18 protein-coding genes are annotated in these 16,446 nt (G+C 63.4%); 8 read left to right on the forward strand and 10 right to left on the reverse strand.

Annotation, left to right across the window (positions count from 1 at the left end):
• Positions 1 to 135 precede the first annotated feature (135 nt).
• A complete protein-coding gene (locus tag AC0L3E_RS09650) occupies positions 136 to 699 on the forward strand; it encodes a peroxidase-related enzyme (RefSeq protein WP_473604677.1) in 564 nt (187 codons plus the stop codon).
• 147 nt (positions 700 to 846) lie between these two features.
• Here the strand turns inward: AC0L3E_RS09650 and AC0L3E_RS09655 are convergent, their stop codons facing one another.
• The gene (locus AC0L3E_RS09655) at positions 847 to 1,458 is read right to left on the reverse strand and encodes a LysE family translocator (RefSeq protein WP_473604678.1); all 612 of its coding nucleotides are present in this window, start codon (positions 1,456 to 1,458) and stop codon (positions 847 to 849) included.
• Between the two features lie 395 nt (positions 1,459 to 1,853).
• Between AC0L3E_RS09655 and AC0L3E_RS09660 the strand changes: the two genes are divergently transcribed.
• Entirely contained in the window at positions 1,854 to 2,480 is a 627-nt protein-coding gene (locus tag AC0L3E_RS09660) for a DUF1062 domain-containing protein (RefSeq protein WP_473604679.1), read from the forward strand.
• 60 nt (positions 2,481 to 2,540) lie between these two features.
• Here AC0L3E_RS09660 and typA read toward each other — a convergent pair whose 3' ends face one another.
• Positions 2,541 to 4,370, reverse strand: coding sequence for a translational GTPase TypA (typA, locus tag AC0L3E_RS09665; protein ID WP_023811726.1), 1,830 nt, complete (start codon positions 4,368 to 4,370; stop codon positions 2,541 to 2,543).
• Between the two features lie 197 nt (positions 4,371 to 4,567).
• On the opposite strand from typA, the gene AC0L3E_RS09670 reads away from it, so the two are divergent.
• Entirely contained in the window at positions 4,568 to 4,849 is a 282-nt protein-coding gene (locus tag AC0L3E_RS09670; protein WP_245466367.1) for a hypothetical protein, read from the forward strand.
• Positions 4,850 to 4,940: 91 nt separating this feature from the next.
• Here AC0L3E_RS09670 and AC0L3E_RS09675 read toward each other — a convergent pair whose 3' ends face one another.
• Both AC0L3E_RS09675 and AC0L3E_RS09680 read right to left on the reverse strand, forming a co-directional pair.
• Positions 4,941 to 6,500, reverse strand: a complete 1,560-nt coding sequence (locus AC0L3E_RS09675) for an alkaline phosphatase D family protein (protein ID WP_473604757.1) — start codon at positions 6,498 to 6,500, stop codon at positions 4,941 to 4,943.
• A 279-nt stretch (positions 6,501 to 6,779) separates the two neighbouring features.
• Positions 6,780 to 8,063 carry an MFS transporter gene (locus tag AC0L3E_RS09680; RefSeq protein ID WP_292695897.1) on the reverse strand — a complete coding sequence of 428 codons (1,284 nt, stop codon included), beginning with the start codon at positions 8,061 to 8,063 and terminating at the stop codon, positions 6,780 to 6,782.
• Positions 8,064 to 8,137: 74 nt separating this feature from the next.
• On the opposite strand from AC0L3E_RS09680, the gene AC0L3E_RS09685 reads away from it, so the two are divergent.
• Entirely contained in the window at positions 8,138 to 8,755 is a 618-nt protein-coding gene (locus tag AC0L3E_RS09685; protein ID WP_127267937.1) for a TetR/AcrR family transcriptional regulator, read from the forward strand.
• A 45-nt stretch (positions 8,756 to 8,800) separates the two neighbouring features.
• A complete protein-coding gene (locus tag AC0L3E_RS09690; protein WP_127808781.1) occupies positions 8,801 to 9,394 on the forward strand; it encodes a hypothetical protein in 594 nt (197 codons plus the stop codon).
• A 225-nt stretch (positions 9,395 to 9,619) separates the two neighbouring features.
• On the opposite strand, the gene ppa is transcribed toward AC0L3E_RS09690, so the two are convergent.
• The 6 genes from ppa to AC0L3E_RS09720 all read right to left on the reverse strand — a co-directional run bounded on the left by ppa (position 9,620) and on the right by AC0L3E_RS09720 (position 14,352).
• Positions 9,620 to 10,153, reverse strand: a complete 534-nt coding sequence (gene ppa / locus AC0L3E_RS09695; protein WP_013528997.1) for an inorganic diphosphatase — start codon at positions 10,151 to 10,153, stop codon at positions 9,620 to 9,622.
• Between the two features lie 112 nt (positions 10,154 to 10,265).
• Complete coding sequence (locus AC0L3E_RS09700) at positions 10,266 to 10,772, reverse strand: GNAT family N-acetyltransferase (protein ID WP_013528996.1); 507 nt, start codon at positions 10,770 to 10,772, stop codon at positions 10,266 to 10,268.
• Positions 10,773 to 11,070: 298 nt separating this feature from the next.
• The gene (locus AC0L3E_RS09705; protein WP_127271483.1) at positions 11,071 to 11,709 is read right to left on the reverse strand and encodes a TPM domain-containing protein; all 639 of its coding nucleotides are present in this window, start codon (positions 11,707 to 11,709) and stop codon (positions 11,071 to 11,073) included.
• An 8-nt stretch (positions 11,710 to 11,717) separates the two neighbouring features.
• The gene (locus AC0L3E_RS09710) at positions 11,718 to 12,599 is read right to left on the reverse strand and encodes a TPM domain-containing protein (protein WP_473604680.1); all 882 of its coding nucleotides are present in this window, start codon (positions 12,597 to 12,599) and stop codon (positions 11,718 to 11,720) included.
• 4 nt (positions 12,600 to 12,603) lie between these two features.
• On the reverse strand, positions 12,604 to 13,455 hold the full coding sequence (locus AC0L3E_RS09715) for a TPM domain-containing protein (protein WP_473604681.1): 852 nt from the start codon (positions 13,453 to 13,455) through the stop codon (positions 12,604 to 12,606).
• 258 nt (positions 13,456 to 13,713) lie between these two features.
• Complete coding sequence (locus tag AC0L3E_RS09720) at positions 13,714 to 14,352, reverse strand: LemA family protein (RefSeq protein WP_127269647.1); 639 nt, start codon at positions 14,350 to 14,352, stop codon at positions 13,714 to 13,716.
• Between the two features lie 162 nt (positions 14,353 to 14,514).
• On the opposite strand from AC0L3E_RS09720, the gene AC0L3E_RS09725 reads away from it, so the two are divergent.
• From AC0L3E_RS09725 to AC0L3E_RS09735, 3 genes are read left to right on the forward strand one after another with little or no spacing between them, the layout of a single operon-like run.
• Entirely contained in the window at positions 14,515 to 14,766 is a 252-nt protein-coding gene (locus AC0L3E_RS09725) for a hypothetical protein (protein ID WP_127808777.1), read from the forward strand.
• A 13-nt stretch (positions 14,767 to 14,779) separates the two neighbouring features.
• Complete coding sequence (gene pdxY, locus AC0L3E_RS09730) at positions 14,780 to 15,664, forward strand: pyridoxal kinase PdxY (protein ID WP_127269643.1); 885 nt, start codon at positions 14,780 to 14,782, stop codon at positions 15,662 to 15,664.
• Entirely contained in the window at positions 15,661 to 16,431 is a 771-nt protein-coding gene (locus AC0L3E_RS09735) for a DUF429 domain-containing protein (RefSeq protein ID WP_128309090.1), read from the forward strand. The genes pdxY and AC0L3E_RS09735 overlap by 4 nt, the downstream gene beginning before the upstream one ends.
• The last annotated feature ends 15 nt before the right edge of the window (positions 16,432 to 16,446 follow it).

Consider the following 16,446-nt stretch of genomic DNA (forward strand, 5'->3'; position numbering starts at 1 on the left):
ACGCACGTCCCTCCCGTCGAATGCTTTTACGATTATGGTAGCAGATGACCGCTGTTTGGCGACAAAGGTTTGACGGCTTGCCAAGAATTATCGGAATTTGGCGACAAGATGCCGCGCAACGAGGAGAAATGACCCATGACCGGCAAAATCAGCGCGCTTGATCTTGGCCAGGGAGAGCTGAGCGAGGCGACAAAAACCTATTTCGCCAAATGCGAGGAGAAGCTCGGCCTCGTCCCCAACGTGCTCAGGGCCTATGCCTTCGACGACAGAAAGCTGCGCGCCTTCACCGACATGTACAACGATTTGATGCTGGGTGAGTCCGGGCTGACCAAGCTGGAACGCGAGATGATCGCGGTCGCCGTCTCCTCGATCAATCATTGCTACTATTGCCTGACCGCGCATGGCGCGGCGGTGCGCCAGCTCTCCGGCGACCCGCCGCTCGGCGAAATGATGGTGATGAATTTCCGCGCCGCCGATCTTTCGCCCAGGCAGGTGGCAATGCTCGAATTCACCGTCAAGCTGACGCAAGAGCCGGCCAAGATCGTCGAGGGAGACCGGGCCGCGCTGCGTCAGGCCGGCTTCACCGATCGCGACATCTGGGACATCGCCTCGACCGCTGCCTTCTTCAACATGTCGAACCGCGTGGCCGCGGCAATCGACATGCGCCCGAACGACGAATACCACGCCATGGCACGGTGAATTTGCTTTCTTCTCCCCTTTTTACGGGGAGAAGATGCCGGCAGGCAGGCGAGGGGCACCAACGTCTGTGAATCGAGGGCCAACTTTGCGCTGCCCCTCACCCGACCCTTCGGGACACCCTCTCCCCGTAAGCGGGGCGAGGGAACGTCACCGAGCAGCGATCGCCGCCGCGGCGCCGGCCATCGTCGTCGCGCTGACGCGGTTGGCGATCTTCATGGCGCGTTTGCTCTTCAAAAGCTTGCGCGCCTGTGATGCGGCGAGCACCCAGGCGAGATCGATGGCGACCAGCACCACGGCCATGGTCGCCGTCAGCTCGACCCAGCCGACGATGCTGACCGAAGCGAGGTCGATGATGGTCGGCAGCAGCGCCAGGTAGAACATCATGATCTTGGGATTGCCAAGCGTCACCGCCATGCCGGCGAAGAACAGCTTTGCCGGAGAATCCTCGCGCGGCATCTCGCCCCCTTCTGCATCGACAGGCGCGGTCCACATTTTCCAGGCGAGGTAAGCGAGATAGGCGACGCCGACCCATTTCACCACGACGAAGGCGAAATGGAAGGTCTGCGCCACGACAGCCAGGCCGAACACCGCCAGCGACAGCCAGATGCCCTCGCCGATCCACATGGCGAGCAGGAACGGAAACACGTCGCGAAACCCTTTCGAGATGACGCGCGCGACAAGCGCCGCGATCGAGGGACCGGGCGAACCGGCGGCAACGAACAGAGCGGCGGCGAAAATCAGGAGCGAGGTGGCGTGCATAACCGGGGTCTCTGGTTGAAAACCTTTGATTTCGGATATTAGCGCAAGTGGCTCGGCTGCGGTAGCACCGACAAAAGACCCTTGTCGGTCCAGCATCTCGCGGCTAGAAAGGCCGCCGCGAAACAATTTTGAGCGTCACTTTGCCTACGTAACCGCCGGTCTCGTCAACTCCCCCGACACACTGCATGACACCGCATTCGCGGTGTCTGTTTTCATTTTCATGTGTTCTTCTGGGCGGCGGTTCGAGACCGGTTTGGCACTGCTGAACCGTTGTTGCGCGCTGCCGCCCGTGACATCCGATTTCCGATCATAGCAAGCGACCGCCACGCCGCGCCCGCATGGGCATCTCGACATCGCCGGCCTGATGAACTTCCCGACGGGAAGGGCTTATCGGCATGTCTGGACTTCAGCGTATCCATTGGACGATCGCACCCCAAACCCCACCTCGGCCGCTCATCAGCTGCAATCGTGGCGGCACTGTGAAGGCCTATTGCAGCAGCGGGAAATTCCGCGTCAACGCCAACGGCAAACGCATCGACGTGTGGCTGATCTATCGCTGCATCGACTGCGACAACTCCTGGAATTTCGGCATTTTCGAGCGCTGCAACCGCCGCGACATCGACCCGGCGCTGCTGGCGGCGCTCGAACGCAACGATTCTGCACTCGCTCACCGTCATGCCTTCGATGTAATCGCGTTGCGCAACCGGATCGGGCGCGTCGAGGAGTTCTCCGATGTCAGCATTCACAAGCGCAGGCTCGGCGACACCGGGGAAGCCGCGCCCGTGTTGGAGATCCAGCTTGGGCTGGAAATGCCGACATCGCTGCGACTCGACCGGCTGCTCGCCGGCGAACTCGGCATCTCGCGATCACGGCTTCAGGCGCTGGAGGAGACGCGGCTGCTCATCGTTGACCCGGATGGCGCAAAGGCCCTGCGCAAGCCGGCCCGCGCGGGAATCGCGGTCCGCATCGATCTGGCCGGCGAGGCCGATCGGCAGGCCATCATCTCGGCTGCCGGTGGATGAACGAAAAAGGGGCGGAACACTGGTTGCTCCGCCCCTCTCGATTGTTGGGAAATAGAGAGCTTACGCCGCGCCGACCACCTTGGACGACTTCTCGAACCGCTTGCGCTCGTTCGGATCGAGATAGAGCTTGCGCAGTCGAATGGTCTTCGGCGTCACTTCGACCAGTTCATCGTCCTGAATCCAGGCCAGGGCGCGTTCCAGCGTCATGCGGATCGGCGGCGTCAGCTTGACCGCCTCGTCCTTGCCGGCGGCACGGATGTTGGTCAGCTTCTTGCCCTTGAGCACGTTCACTTCAAGATCATTGTCGCGGCTATGGATGCCGATGATCATGCCCTGATATACCTTGACGCCCGGATCGATGACCATCGGGCCGCGATCTTCCAGGTTCCACATCGCGTAGGCGACCGATTCGCCCTGTTCGTTGGAAATCAGCACGCCATTGGTGCGGCCCGGCAGCTCGCCCTTGTAGGGCTCATAGGCATGGAAGAGCCGGTTCATCACGGCGGTGCCGCGCGTGTCGGTCAAAAGCTCCGACTGGTAGCCGATCAGGCCACGGGTCGGCGCGTGGAAGACGATGCGTTGGCGGTTGCCGCCGGACGGGCGCAGTTCGACCATCTCGGCCTTGCGCTCGGACATCTTCTGCACGACGACGCCGGCATGCTCCTCGTCGACGTCGATGACGACTTCTTCGACCGGCTCCAGCAATTCGCCGTTCTCGCCCTTCTGCATGACGACGCGCGGACGCGACACGGCGATTTCAAAGCCTTCGCGGCGCATCGTCTCGATCAGCACGGCCAGCTGCAATTCGCCGCGGCCGGAGACGAAGAACGAATCCTTGTCGGGCGATTCCTCGATCTTCAGCGCGACATTGCCTTCGGCTTCGCGCAGCAGGCGGTCGCGGATGACGCGGCTGGTCACCTTGTCGCCTTCGGTGCCGGCCAGCGGACTGTCATTGACCAGGAACGACATCGTCACGGTGGGCGGATCGATCGGCTGCGCATGCAGCGGTTCGCTCACGCTCGGGTCGCAGAACGTGTCGGCGACGGTGCCCTTCGACAGGCCGGCAATGGCGACGATGTCGCCCGCCTGCGCTTCTTCGATCGGCTGGCGCTCGAGGCCGCGGAAGGCCAGGATCTTCGAAATACGGCCGGTTTCGATCTGGGTACCGTCATGATGCAGCACCTTGACCGGCTGGTTGGCCTTCAGCGTGCCGCTCTCGATACGGCCGGTGATGATGCGGCCGAGGAACGGATTGGCTTCCAGGATGGTGCCGATCATGCGGAACGGGCCGGGATGAACGGTCGGCTCCGGCACATGCTTGATGACGAGGTCGAACAGCGGTCCCAGCTGCTGGTCCTTGGGTCCTTCCGGATTTTCCGAAACCCAGCCATCGCGGCCTGAACCGTACAGAATCGGGAAGTCGAGCTGCTCGTCGGTGGCGTCGAGCGCCGCGAAAAGGTCGAACACCTCGTTGACCACCTCGACGTGACGGGCGTCCGGACGGTCGATCTTGTTGATGACGACGATCGGCTTCAGGCCGACCTTGAGCGCCTTGCCGACGACGAACTTGGTTTGCGGCATCGGCCCTTCGGCTGCGTCGACCAGCACGATGGCTGAGTCCACCATCGACAGGATGCGTTCGACCTCGCCACCGAAATCGGCGTGGCCGGGGGTGTCGACGATGTTGATGCGGGTATCCTTCCAGTCGACCGAAGTCGCCTTGGCCAGGATGGTGATGCCGCGTTCCTTTTCGAGGTCGTTGGAATCCATGGCGCGCTCGGCGACGCGCTGATTGTCTCGGAAGGAGCCGGACTGCTTCAAAAGCTGGTCGACCAGGGTGGTCTTTCCATGGTCGACGTGCGCGATGATCGCGATATTACGGATTTTCATGTTCTGGTCTCGGAAGCGTTGCAGGCAGCAGGCCAAAAGGCGCTGCCTCTTTCGGTTGCGCGGCTCATACAGGGTTTTTCGCAGTTGCGAAAGAGGAGGAGCGTCACCAAATACTCATCAAATCTTAAGCATCTGCGTGTGAGATGATTTTGTTAACCAAGGCGGGAACCCTTTGGGGCCCGGGCAGTTCAAACGTCATGACCGATAAACTCAACCGATTCTGGCCGCTCATCGCGTCTGTTGCCTTCGCCGTCCTGCTGGCGGCCAACGCCGCACAGTCAGCCGCGACGATGAAGGAATCACGGCCTGCCTTGCCGTCAGAGGCACAGTCGGCCGAGCAGATTTTCGCCGACGCACCAGACGGCGTCGACCCGATGGTGACCGGCCCGGTCAGCGCCGCCTTCAAGCAGCGCCAGGACGCCGCCAACTGCGACAGCGCCGTCTGGCCGAATATCCCCATGGTCTGCTACCCGGACTAGTCAGCGCTTCACCCCCCGCCCCGTCTCGCCAGCTTCGCTTTGCGAAGCCGCCGCCGACCTTCCCCACAAGGGGGAGGGTTGAGAAGCGCGCTTACGCCGACCGCACCGGGTCGAGCGTCACCTTGTAGAGTTCGTTGTCGTCGCGATCCATCAGCCGCACCGTCATCTGCTCGCTGGCGCCTGAAATATCGACGAGCCCGAAGAATTGCAGCCCGGCCGAGGGCGGCAGGTTCTGTCCCTGTTCGGCGGTCGGCGCCTTGATGAACTTCAGCTCCGGACCGAACGTCATGTCGAAATCGTTGGGACCGAACGTGCCGGCATGGATCGGACCCGAGACGAATTCCCAGAACGGATTGAACTCCTGGAACTGTGCCTTGTCCGGGTTGTAATAATGCGCAGCCGTGTAATGCACATCTGCGGTGAGCCAGACGGTGTTGCTGATGCCGGCATTCTTTATGAAGCGCAGCAGGTCGGCGATCTCGAGCTCGCGCCCTTTTGGCAAGCCATTGTCGCCATTGCTGACCGCTTCGGCGCCAACCTTCTTGGTACCGTCGTCCCAGACGACGAGGCCGAGCGGCATGTCGGCTGCAATGATTTTCCAGGTCGCCTTCGAATTTGCCAGCTCCCGCTTCAGCCATTTCGTCTGCTGTTCGCCGAGCATGCGCGATTGCGGCGTCATCTCATCCTGCATGTCGGGACCATTGGGGCCGCGATAGGAGCGCATGTCGAGGAAGAACACGTCGAGCAGCGGCCCATAAGCGATCTTGCGATAGACGCGGCCGGGCTCGGAAGGTTCGTAGCGGATCGTCGTCATCTCGTGGAAAGCCCGCGCCGCGCGGGCCGCCAGCACGTGGATGGATTTTTCCGTGTAGCGGTTGTCGGCGCTGAGATCCTTGGAATCCGACCAGTTGTTCAGCACTTCATGGTCGTCCCATTGGTAGAAGGTTGGGCAGATGGCGCTGAGGCCGAGCACGTTCCTGTCCATCATGTTGTATTTCCACTGGTCCCGGTATTCGTCCAGCGTCTCGGCGACCTTACGCTTGCCGTCGATCAGCACGACGTTCTTCCACTTGCCGCCGCCGGGCAGGTCGACCTCGTCCTTCATGGCGCCGTCGGCATAAATGGTGTCGCCTGAATGCAGAAAGAAGTCGGGCGTGTGCTTGCCGATCGTGGCGTAGGTCTTCATGCCGGTCTCGTCGATGCCCCAGCCTTGGCCGGCGGTGTCGCCCGACCAGGCAAAGCGGATGTCGCGCTTCGAGGCCGGCGCCGTCCTGAAGCGCCCGGTGATCGGCTCCGAAACGGCGTTGATGTCGGCGAGATCGGCTGCCGTCATCCGATAGAAGATATCCTGATCGGAAGCGAGGTCGGTGAGCAGCCGCTTGACCGTGTAATCGCTGGCCGGCGACGTATCGAGCGGCGCCAGGCGTGTCGCATTGGCGAAATTCTCCGTCGACGACACTTCGAACATGACGCGCGACGGTCGGTCGGTGCGCGTCCACACCATGCCGCTGGTGGCGTCGACATCTCCCGACTGGACGCCATGGGTGAAGGAAGGCCGCTGATTGGCGCGCGAATAATAGGGTAGCGCCAGGCCGGAAACGCCGGCCAGGCCAACGGCACCGGCGGAAGTGACGAAAGCACGGCGGGTCATCGAAAGCTTGTTCACGGCTGTCTCCTGGATGGCTTGAACGGTGCCACCAAAATCCAGCGTCAATGTTTCAGGCGCATCTCGGGATGATGAAGGTTTGATAACAATGAACAGGGTAATCTCCCCCCTCGAGGGGGAGATGTCGCCAAAGGGGACAGAGGGGGTCGCCGCGCGTGGAGCGCTAACCTCCTTCTATCGCAAGAGGCCGAGCCCAGTCGGACCAACCCCCCTCTGGCCGCTTCGCGGCCATCTCCCCCTCTCGGGGGGAGATTAGCGTCGCGCCTAAGCCGCTTGCGGCTCCGGATCGAACGCCGGCTTGCTGGTGTTGATCAGCAGCGAGATACAGGCGGCGGCGATTGCCGTCATGCCGGCGATCAGGAACGCCAGTTCGTAATTGCCCTGCAATTCGCGCATGGTGCCGCCAAAGGCGGCGGCAGCGGCCGCACCGATCTGGTGCCCGGCGACGATCCAGCCGAACACGATCGGCCCGCTGCGGTCGCCGAACGCCTCGTTGGCGAGCCGCAGCGTCGGCGGCACGGTGGCGATCCAGTCGAGGCCGTAGAGCACAGCGAAGATGATCAGGCTGGTCGCCGAGAAGCCGGAATACGGCAGATAGATCAGCGACAGGCCACGAATGCCGTAATAGACGCCGAGCAGCTTGCGCGGATCGTAGCGGTCGGTGAGCCAGCCCGACAACGTCGTGCCGATCAGGTCGAAGATGCCCATCATCGACAGCAGGCCGGCGGCCTGCACTTCGCCGATGCCCATGTCGCCGCAGAACGCGATCAGATGCGTGCCGACCAGCCCGTTGGTGGTGAAGCCGCAGACGAAGAAGGTGGCGAACAGATACCAGAACACCCGCGTGCCGGCGGCACGGCGCAGCGTCGAGAACGTATGCGCCAGAAAATTGCCCTGTGACGCAGGCGGAGTGGGCGGCACGTCGTCAGCCTCGGCGCCGTAGCGCACCATGCCGATCGATGCCGGCCGCTCCGGCACCAGCAGCCAGACCAGCGGTATCAGGGCAGCGGTCGCGATCGCGACCGCAATGACAACCGGCTGCCAGCCGCCCGACTGCGCCAGCGCGGCGATCAGCGGCAGGAACACCAGCATGCCCGAGGCGCTGGAGGCCGACATCAATCCCATGACAAGCCCGCGATTGGTCTTGAACCACCGGTTGACGATGGTCGCGCCGAGCACGCTGGCGACAGCACCGGAACCAATGCCCGAGAACACGCCCCAGGTGATGAACAGATGCCACGGCTTGGTCATCAGCAGGCTGAGCGCGGTCGAGCCCGACATCACCACCAGCGAGGCCAGCAGCGTGCGGCGAAGCCCGATGCGCTCCATCAGGGCTGCGGCAAATGGCCCTGTCAGGCCGTAAAGCAGGATGCCGACACCGGCGGCCAGCGAGATGATGTCGCGCCGCCAGCCGAAACTGTTCTCCAGCGGCAGCATCATGACGGCGGGCGCGGACCGCAGGCCGGCCGCGACCAGCAGGCTAAGGAAGATGACGCCGACCACGACGAAAGCGTAGCGCTGGCCAAATGGGCGGGATTGAGCTATCATGTTACTGACCGGTACGTTGCAGGTTGGGAGCATGTATACGTACCGATCGGTAACATTGTCAATCGAGCCACACGATGCCAACGGACAAAAATATTGATCTGACCATCAGCGACGATCATGCATCGGCGCCGCCGAAAGCCGCCAAAAAGATCCTCGATGTGGCCTATGACCTGTTCTACCGGCGCGGCATCAGAGCGATCGGCGTCGACGAGATCGTCAAACGCGCCGGTGTCACCAAGCCCAGCCTCTATCGCAGCTTTCCGTCCAAGGATGAACTGGCCGCCTCCTATCTCAGGCAGTACGATCTTGAATATTGGGAGCGTTTCGACGAGGCGGTTGCCGCTCATCCCGGCGACCCGCGCGCACAGATCAAGGCTTTCCTGACCCGCATCGGCAAGCGCACGCAAGTGGCGGACTATCGCGGCTGCGGCATGACCAACGCGGCGGTCGAATATCCCGACCACAGCCATCCGGCCCGTGTGGTCAGCGAGGCCAACAAGCAGGAATTGCGCCGCCGCCTGCGCGCCATGGCGGTTGCGATGGGCGCGCAAGACCCTGACACGCTCGGCGACGGCCTGCTGCTGCTGATCGAAGGCGCCTATATCAGTGGCCAGCTGTTCGGGCTCGGCGGCCCGGCGCAAGCGGTCGCCCGCAACGCCGACCTGCTGATTGAAGCGAGCTTGAAGAAATAACGTTTGGCGCTACGCTGCGGCAGCTTGCAACGGAGATTGACCGCCATGCGTGCCATTCTGATCCCGCTTGTTCTGGTCGGTCTGGGTCAGGCTGCGCAAGCCGACGGCATTTCCAGCGCTTACACCGATCTGGATTCGAAAAAGGATTGCGTGACCTACGCGCAGGCCGAGGAAGGCGACGGCGACTGGGCCGAACTCGCCTGTTCGGGCTATCGCGGCTATCCCGTACTGATAGCCTATGACGATGCCCGTGAATCGCTGTTCTACGGCTTTCCCCCCGGCGGCGACATGACAACGGTCTGGGAGAGCTTTTCGGGTTTCAATTCGTCCGGAGCCAAGATCGAATGGCGCATCGAAACCACCGGCGACAAGGCTGTGCCCTATGCAGCCATCCATCGCCGCTCGATCAGCAATCCCGAGGACGAGAAAAAGCCGACCGAGGTGCTGCTCGTCGCCAAGGTCGGCCAGATGGGCGCCCGCGACGGCTGCACCGTCGGCCTGGTGCTGGCCACCGGCAATCCCACCGCCAACGATCAGGCGCGCAAGCTTGCCGACGACAAGGCACGCACCTTCGCCTGCGGCAAGGACAGGCGCACTGTCATCGGCAATGTGCCGGCTTTCGGCCGGGTGGATAACTGAGCACGGCGGAGATTGGGCATCGCACCCGTAGCTTCGTCATCCACGGGCGGAGCAAGGAGCGTAGCGACGCAGCGCAGACCCGAGGGTCCATGCCGCGACATCAACACCGCCGCGGCGGTGCAGAATTCCGTTCCGCCGCACACGTCGCCTGGCGTCACGGCATGGATACCAGGGTCTCCGCGACGCCGCTTTGCGGCTGCTCCGCCCTGGTATGACGAAGTTGGGCTACTTGCTCGCCTTGGCCCGCTCGATCGCGTCGACGATCATCTTCTTGGCATATTTGGAATCGTGCCAGCCTTCGATCTTGACCCATTTGCCGGGCTCGAGATCCTTGTAGTGCTCGAAGAAGTGCTGCACCTGCTGGCGCGTGATGTCGGGCAGCTGGGTGTATTCGGTAACGTTCTCGTAGCGCAGCGTCAGTTTCGGCGACGGCACGGCAATGATCTTCTCATCCTGGCCGGCATTGTCTTCCATGATCAGCACGCCGATCGGCCTGACGTTGATGACGCAGCCCGGCACCAGGGCACGCGTGTTGCAGACCAGCACGTCGATCGGATCGCCGTCGCCCGACAGCGTGTGCGGCACGAAGCCGTAATTGCCGGGGTAGCGCATCGAGGTGTGCAGGAAGCGGTCGACGAACAGCGTGCCGGCTTCCTTGTCCATCTCATACTTGATCGGCTCGCCGCCGATCGGCACCTCGATGATGACGTTGACGTCCTCAGGCGGGTTCTTTCCGCTGGCTATGGCTTCAATGCGCATGGCTTAAATCCCTCTCTCGATGGACGATCGATAGCGGGCGGCGCGTCATGGTGCAATGCGGCGAATGGTGCTGGCTGAAATCGGGAGACGCAATGGCCGAAAGGCCGGGCTGTCATTCCCAGACGAAAGCGACCTTCTTGAGCGCCTTCTGCTCGAAGATCTCGACGCCTTCCGCAACATCGCGGCCGCCGGCGCCGGCATAGAAGGCAAGCGCGTTCTGGTTGTCTTCCAGCGCCCACACGACCATGCCTTTCAGCCCGTGATCGGCCAACCGCGCCTTGGCTGCCGAAAACAGGCGGCTGCCGAGCCCGATGCCCTGATATTCCGGGCGCAGGTACAATTCGTAGATTTCGCCTTGCTGCCTGAGTTCACGAGCGCGGTTCTTGCCGATCGTCGCATAGCCGGCAATCTTGCCGCCGATCTCGACCACCAGAACAGTGGCGGCGCGGCGAATCGCATTCGCCCACCAGTCGGCGCCTCGACGGTTGATCATCGATGTCAGGGTGCGGTGCGGAATGATGCCGGAATAGGCGCCGCGCCAGGCCTCCAGATGCACCTCGGCGATGGCACTGGCATCGCGCGGGTCGGCTTTCCGGATGTCGATCGTCAGCGTATTCATGATTTGTTAACCATAAACCCGCATCGCCCGATTGCAAGAGTCCCGGCGGCCCGCCGGCTGCTTTCTCACAGGCGATCATGACACTGATGACATCAGGCAAAGCCTGCTTGAAAACGCGCTCAGCCGAGGCGGATGGCGTGGGCTTTCGAGAACCGGAGCGGAGCGTAGCTTTACACGTGAACGCCGGCCGAAGCCGGCCTGCCAAGGCCGCTCATGTGTGAGTGCTTCGGCCGGCGAAGGCCGGAAGCGCAGAAAACCACGTCAGGCGTCCGGCTGAGTAGCGTTTGCAGGCGGGCTTTCAGATTTCGACCAGATGGTCGTCAAGTTCGTTGCTGTCGCCCACCGTGACCGGGAAATGCTCGGCCAGCACCGCACCCACCTGCTCGATCGCCTTGACGAAGCCGTCGGCAAGCCGGTCGTCGCCGGCATGCGCGGTAAGGTCGCGCACGACACCGTCCCAGACATGCTGGCCGACCTTGGCGTCGATGCCCGAATCGGCAACCACTTCGGCGTAGCGTTCAGCGATCGAGACGAAGACCAGCACGCCGGTGCGCGCCGTGGTGCGGTGGACGTTGCGGGCAAGGAACTGCTTGCTCGCGTTGGCGTGCGCCGCCTGGTAGCGCAGCCGCCTCGGCACCAGATGGATGCGCAGGCCGGGCAGCGCCCACAACAAGGCCAGCACGCAGGCAAGCGCCAGGAGCTGGGCGAGGACGAAATGCGGCAGCCGGATCGACAGCCACCAGGCCTCCAGACCGTAGCCGACCGCCAGGCTGACGATCAGCATGCACACGGTCGCCATGAAGGCGGCCGGGAAGAAATAGCCGTCGCTGGCATGCGCCACGACGCAGTAGATCTCGCCGTCGGTTTTCTCCTCGGCGGCGCGGATCGTGGTTGCGATGCGCTCATGGTCCTGCGGGCTGATTGGTCGTGTTGCCATGATATGTCTCACCAGCTTCCTGAAGAACCGCCACCACCCGATGAGCCGCCGCCACCGGAAAACCCGCCACCGCCGCTTGATCCCGAAGACCAGCCACCACCGGAGCTCCCCGACGACCAGCCGCCCGAAGACGAACCCGTTGTCCAGCCACTGCTGCCCGAGTACCCGCTCGGCCCACGGCCGTAACGAAACGTCATGCCCAGCCATCTGTACACGCCCGGGGACAGCTTCGTGCCGAACATCGGCGGCAGGAACGCCATCGCCAACCCGCCGAAAAACATCGTCGCCCACAGGATCAGGAACACGGCAACGATCGGATCGATGGACGTGCCGTCATCGGCGGGATTGCGCTTGCCTCGCGCTTCCAGCTCCTCCGGATTGCCTTCCAGCACCATGACCATGTCATCGACGGCTTTACCGATGCCGCCGGAGAAGTCGCCGGCGCGGAAGGCCGGCACCATGTCATTTTCGATGATGAGCTTGGTATGCAGGTCGGTCAGCGTACCTTCCAGCCCATAACCGACCTCGATGCGCATCTTGCGGTCGTTCGGGGCAACCAGCAGGAGCACGCCATTGTTCTCGCCCGCCTGGCCAAGTTTCCAGAAGCGGAACAGGCGGTTGGCGTAGGGCTCGATCTCCTCGCCATCGAGGCTGGGGATCGTCGCGACGACGATCTGGTCGGAACCTTTTGTCTCGAAGTCGGCAAGCTTCCGCGTCAGCGCCGCCTTGGTCGCGGCATCGATGATGCCGGCATTGTCGACGACACGGCCGGTCAGCGCCGGCAGGTCGGCCGCGTAGGACATGACGCAGGAGAACAGCACGACCGCGGCAATCAGGACAGCCGAGGCGAGGCGGTCGCGTTTCGACAGGCTGATGCTGGGTATCGTCATGCCATCACCAGCTTCCCGACGAGCCGCCGCCGCCGGACGAACCGCCGCCGCCGGAAAAGCCTCCACCGCTGCTTGACCCCGAAGACCAGCCGCCGCTGGAACTTCCCGACGACCAGCCACTACGGGAGGATCGCCGGCTTGGCTCGAAGGTCATGCCGAGCCAGCGGTAACGGCCGGGACCAAGCTTCTGGCCGAAGATCGGCGGCAAGATGGAGACAGCAAGACTGCCGACCATAATGGTTATCCATATGCCGATGAACACGGTGAAGAACAGGTCGTCGGACTCGAAGGGCGCCTGCTGGTTGCGCTCGCCGCGCGCCTCCAGCTCCTCCGGATTGCCTTCCAGCACCATGACCATGTCGTCGACGGCTTTGCTGATGCCGCCGGAGAAATCGCCGGCGCGGAACGCCGGCACCATGTCGTTTTCAATGATCAGCTTGGTGTGCAGGTCGGTCAGCGTACCTTCCAGCCCATAACCGACCTCGATGCGCATCTTGCGGTCGTTCGGCGCAACCAGCAGCAGCACGCCATTGTTTTCCTTCGCCTGCCCAAGTTTCCAGAAGCGGAACAGGCGGTTGGCGTAAGGCTCGATCTCCTCGCCCTCGAGGCTCGGGATCGTCGCCACGACGATCTGGTCGGAGCCTTTTGTCTCGAAATCGGCAAGCTTCCGTGTCAGCGCCGCCTTGGTCGCGGCATCGATGATGCCGGCATTGTCGACGACACGGCCGGTGAGCGCGGGGAGATCGGCGGCGAGGGCGGTGAAGGGGAGGAAGAGGAGGCTTAGAAGAGCGAAAGGGAACCCTAGGCTTGCATTCCGGGGCGCCCCCCTCTGCCCTGCCGGGCATCTCCCCCTCAAGTGGGGAGATTGGCCGCCATCTCCGCTTTCTCCAATTTTCAACGTCGCAAGATCGGCGTCAGCGCCGAAGCTGCCAATCTCCCCCCTTGAGGGGGGTGAGGACTGATCCGCGTAGCGGACGGGAAGCCAATTGCTTGGCTTTCCGAACAACGAACGCCCGAAGCGGCAGCGAAGGGCCGGTTCCGGTAGGACAGAGGGGGGTGTTTGCACGCCAGCAGCCCGTCATTTCGCGGGATTTATTCCGATGACAGTCGACGTTCACCCGCCCTGCTTCGTGCCGAAATCGACCTTCGGCGGCTGCATCTTGTCTTCGGCGACAGTGAAATTGGCAAAGGGCTCATTGCCGCGGAACCAGAAGGTCGCCCACAGCACCGAGGGGAAGGTCCTCAGCGTCAGATTGTAGTCCCTGACCGCCTGGATGTAGTCGCGCCGCGACACCGCGATGCGGTTCTCGGTGCCTTCGAGCTGGGCTTGCAGCGCCAGGAAATTCTGATTGGCCTTGAGGTCGGGATAGGCCTCCGAGACCGCGATCAGCCGCGACAGCGCGCTGGTCAGCCCCGCCTGGGCATCCTGAAACTTCTTGAGGGCTTCGGGATCCTTCAGCGTTTCCGGTGTTACCGTGATCTGCGTTGCCTTGGCGCGTGCCTCGACTACCGCGTCGAGCGTATCCTTTTCGTGCGAGGCATAACCCTTCACCGTCTCGACCAGATTGGGGATGAGGTCGGCGCGGCGCTGATACTGGTTCAGCACCTCGCTCCATGCCGCCCTGGCGTTTTCTTCCGCTGTGGGGATGGTGTTGTAGCCGCAGCCGGCAAGCAGCGGCAGCACGATCGCCATCATCAGGAAGGCGGGCAGCGTGCGGAAAATGGACGGCGAGGCAAGGCGCTGGGCAAACATGATGGGGTCCCTCGGTAGAAGTTGCACGCGAAGCATTACCACAATCAGCGCGCAAGAAAACCGCCCGGGCCGGCAGCCCCTCGCCTGCCATGCCCAATGCCGCTGCAAGGGTCTGTGATTGGCCGTACGAACGCGATAAGGTCCGCAAAACGGGACATCATCATGGCGGAGCGCCAGGACAGCGAGAAGGAATCGCGCCGTATCCTCGATCGCATCGCGCACGAGACGAATCCGGCGGGCGACTCGTTTGCGGGGCGGGCCGCGAAAGGCATGCGCGATCACGTCACCGCGGCCGATGCCGATCGCGCCGATCCGATCGAAGTCTGGGGCACCCGCTTTGGCCGCACGCTGGGCCTGCTGCTGGCGCTGGGCCTGATGGTCTGGCTCGTGCTTTACGTCATCCGGGGCAGTTAGGAATCAAACGACAATGAGCGCCGAACAAACCGACGCGCCGCGTGCGGTCATCGTCATTTCCAGCCATGTCGCGCGCGGCTCGGTCGGCAACCGTGCAGCCGTGTTTGCGCTGGAGACCCTGGGGTTCCCGGTCTGGGCGGTGCCGACCGTCATCCTGCCCTGGCATCCCGGGCATGGACGGGCAACACGGATCGTACCGCCGCTCGACCAGTTCAAGGCGCTGATGGCCGATCTCGAGCGGGCGCCATGGCTGGGTGAAGTCGGCGCTGTGTTGTCCGGCTATCTCGGCGAGGCCGGCCAGGCCGAGGCCGTCGCCTCGCTGGTCGCCGCGGTGAAGGCAAGGACGCCCGGCGCCGTCTATATCTGCGATCCGGTGATGGGTGATTCGGGCGGCCTCTACGTGCCCGAGCCGACAGCCATCGCCATGCGCGACCGGCTGATGCCGATCGCCGACATAGCCACCCCCAACCGCTACGAACTGGAATGGATGGCCGGCGCCGCGTTGCCCGACCTGAAATCGGCGATCGCGGCAGCGCTCCACGCCGGACCATCGACCATGCTGGTCACCTCTGCGCCGTCGATGATGACGGGCGGCACCGGCAATCTGCTGCTCGATAGCAGCCAGGCGCTGCTCGCCGAACATCGCCTGATCGACAAGCCGCCGAATGGCCTGGGCGATCTGACGGCGGCCGTCTATCTGGCACGTATCCTATCCGGCCAGCCGCCGGTCAAGGCGCTGCAATCGACGACGGCGGCGGTCTACGAGATCCTGGCGCGCACCGCCAAGCGCGGCGGCGACGAACTGCAGCTCGAAACCGATGCGCAGAGCCTGTCGCATCCGATGGCGATGGTCCAGCTTCGCCACCTCACGCATCCGGGGCGGGGCCGCCGGGCGTGACGTCGACTGAGGCCGTGCTTGTCGGCGTCGACGGCTGCAAGGCCGGCTGGATCGCCGTCCGGTGCGCTTTTGGCATGGCACCGTCGGTCGGTGTCTTTGCAACCTTCACTGCCCTGCTCGCATCCCTTCCCGAAGACGCTGTCATCGCTGTCGACATGCCGATCGGCCTACCCGACTTTTCGGGCAAGGGCGGTCGCGGCCCCGAAGCGCTGGTGCGGCCGCTGCTCGGGGCGCGCCAATCCAGCGTCTTCTCGATCCCCTCCCGTGCCACGCTCTATGCGGAGACCAATGATTTCACCACCATCGAAGCCTGGTATGCCGCGCACATCAGGGCAAGTGCGGTGGCCCTGACCACATCCGACCCGCCGCGCGGAGTCTCGATCCAGGCGTTCGGCATTTTTGCCAAGATCCGCGAGATCGACGCCCTGCTGATCGCGCGACCCGATCTGCGCGGCCGCGTGTTCGAATCGCATCCGGAAGTCGCTTTCTGCCGCCTGAACGGCGATCAGGCCATGCAACTGCCGAAGAAGATCAAGGGCGGCATCAATCCGGCCGGCATGGCGGAACGCAAGGCTCTGCTTTGCCGGCATGGCTATGACACGGCCTTTCTCGACCAGCCGCCACCGCGCGGCGCAGCCGCCGATGATTTCCTCGACGCGGCCGCGATGACGCTGATCGCCGGTCGCATCGCCAGCGGTGAGGCACGGCCGCTGCCCGACCCGCCGGGCCGCGACAGCTTTGGCATTCCTGTCGCCATCTGGGCGTAACGCTGTTGGCCAAGG

Source organism: Mesorhizobium sp. WSM4822 (assembly GCF_055811155.1).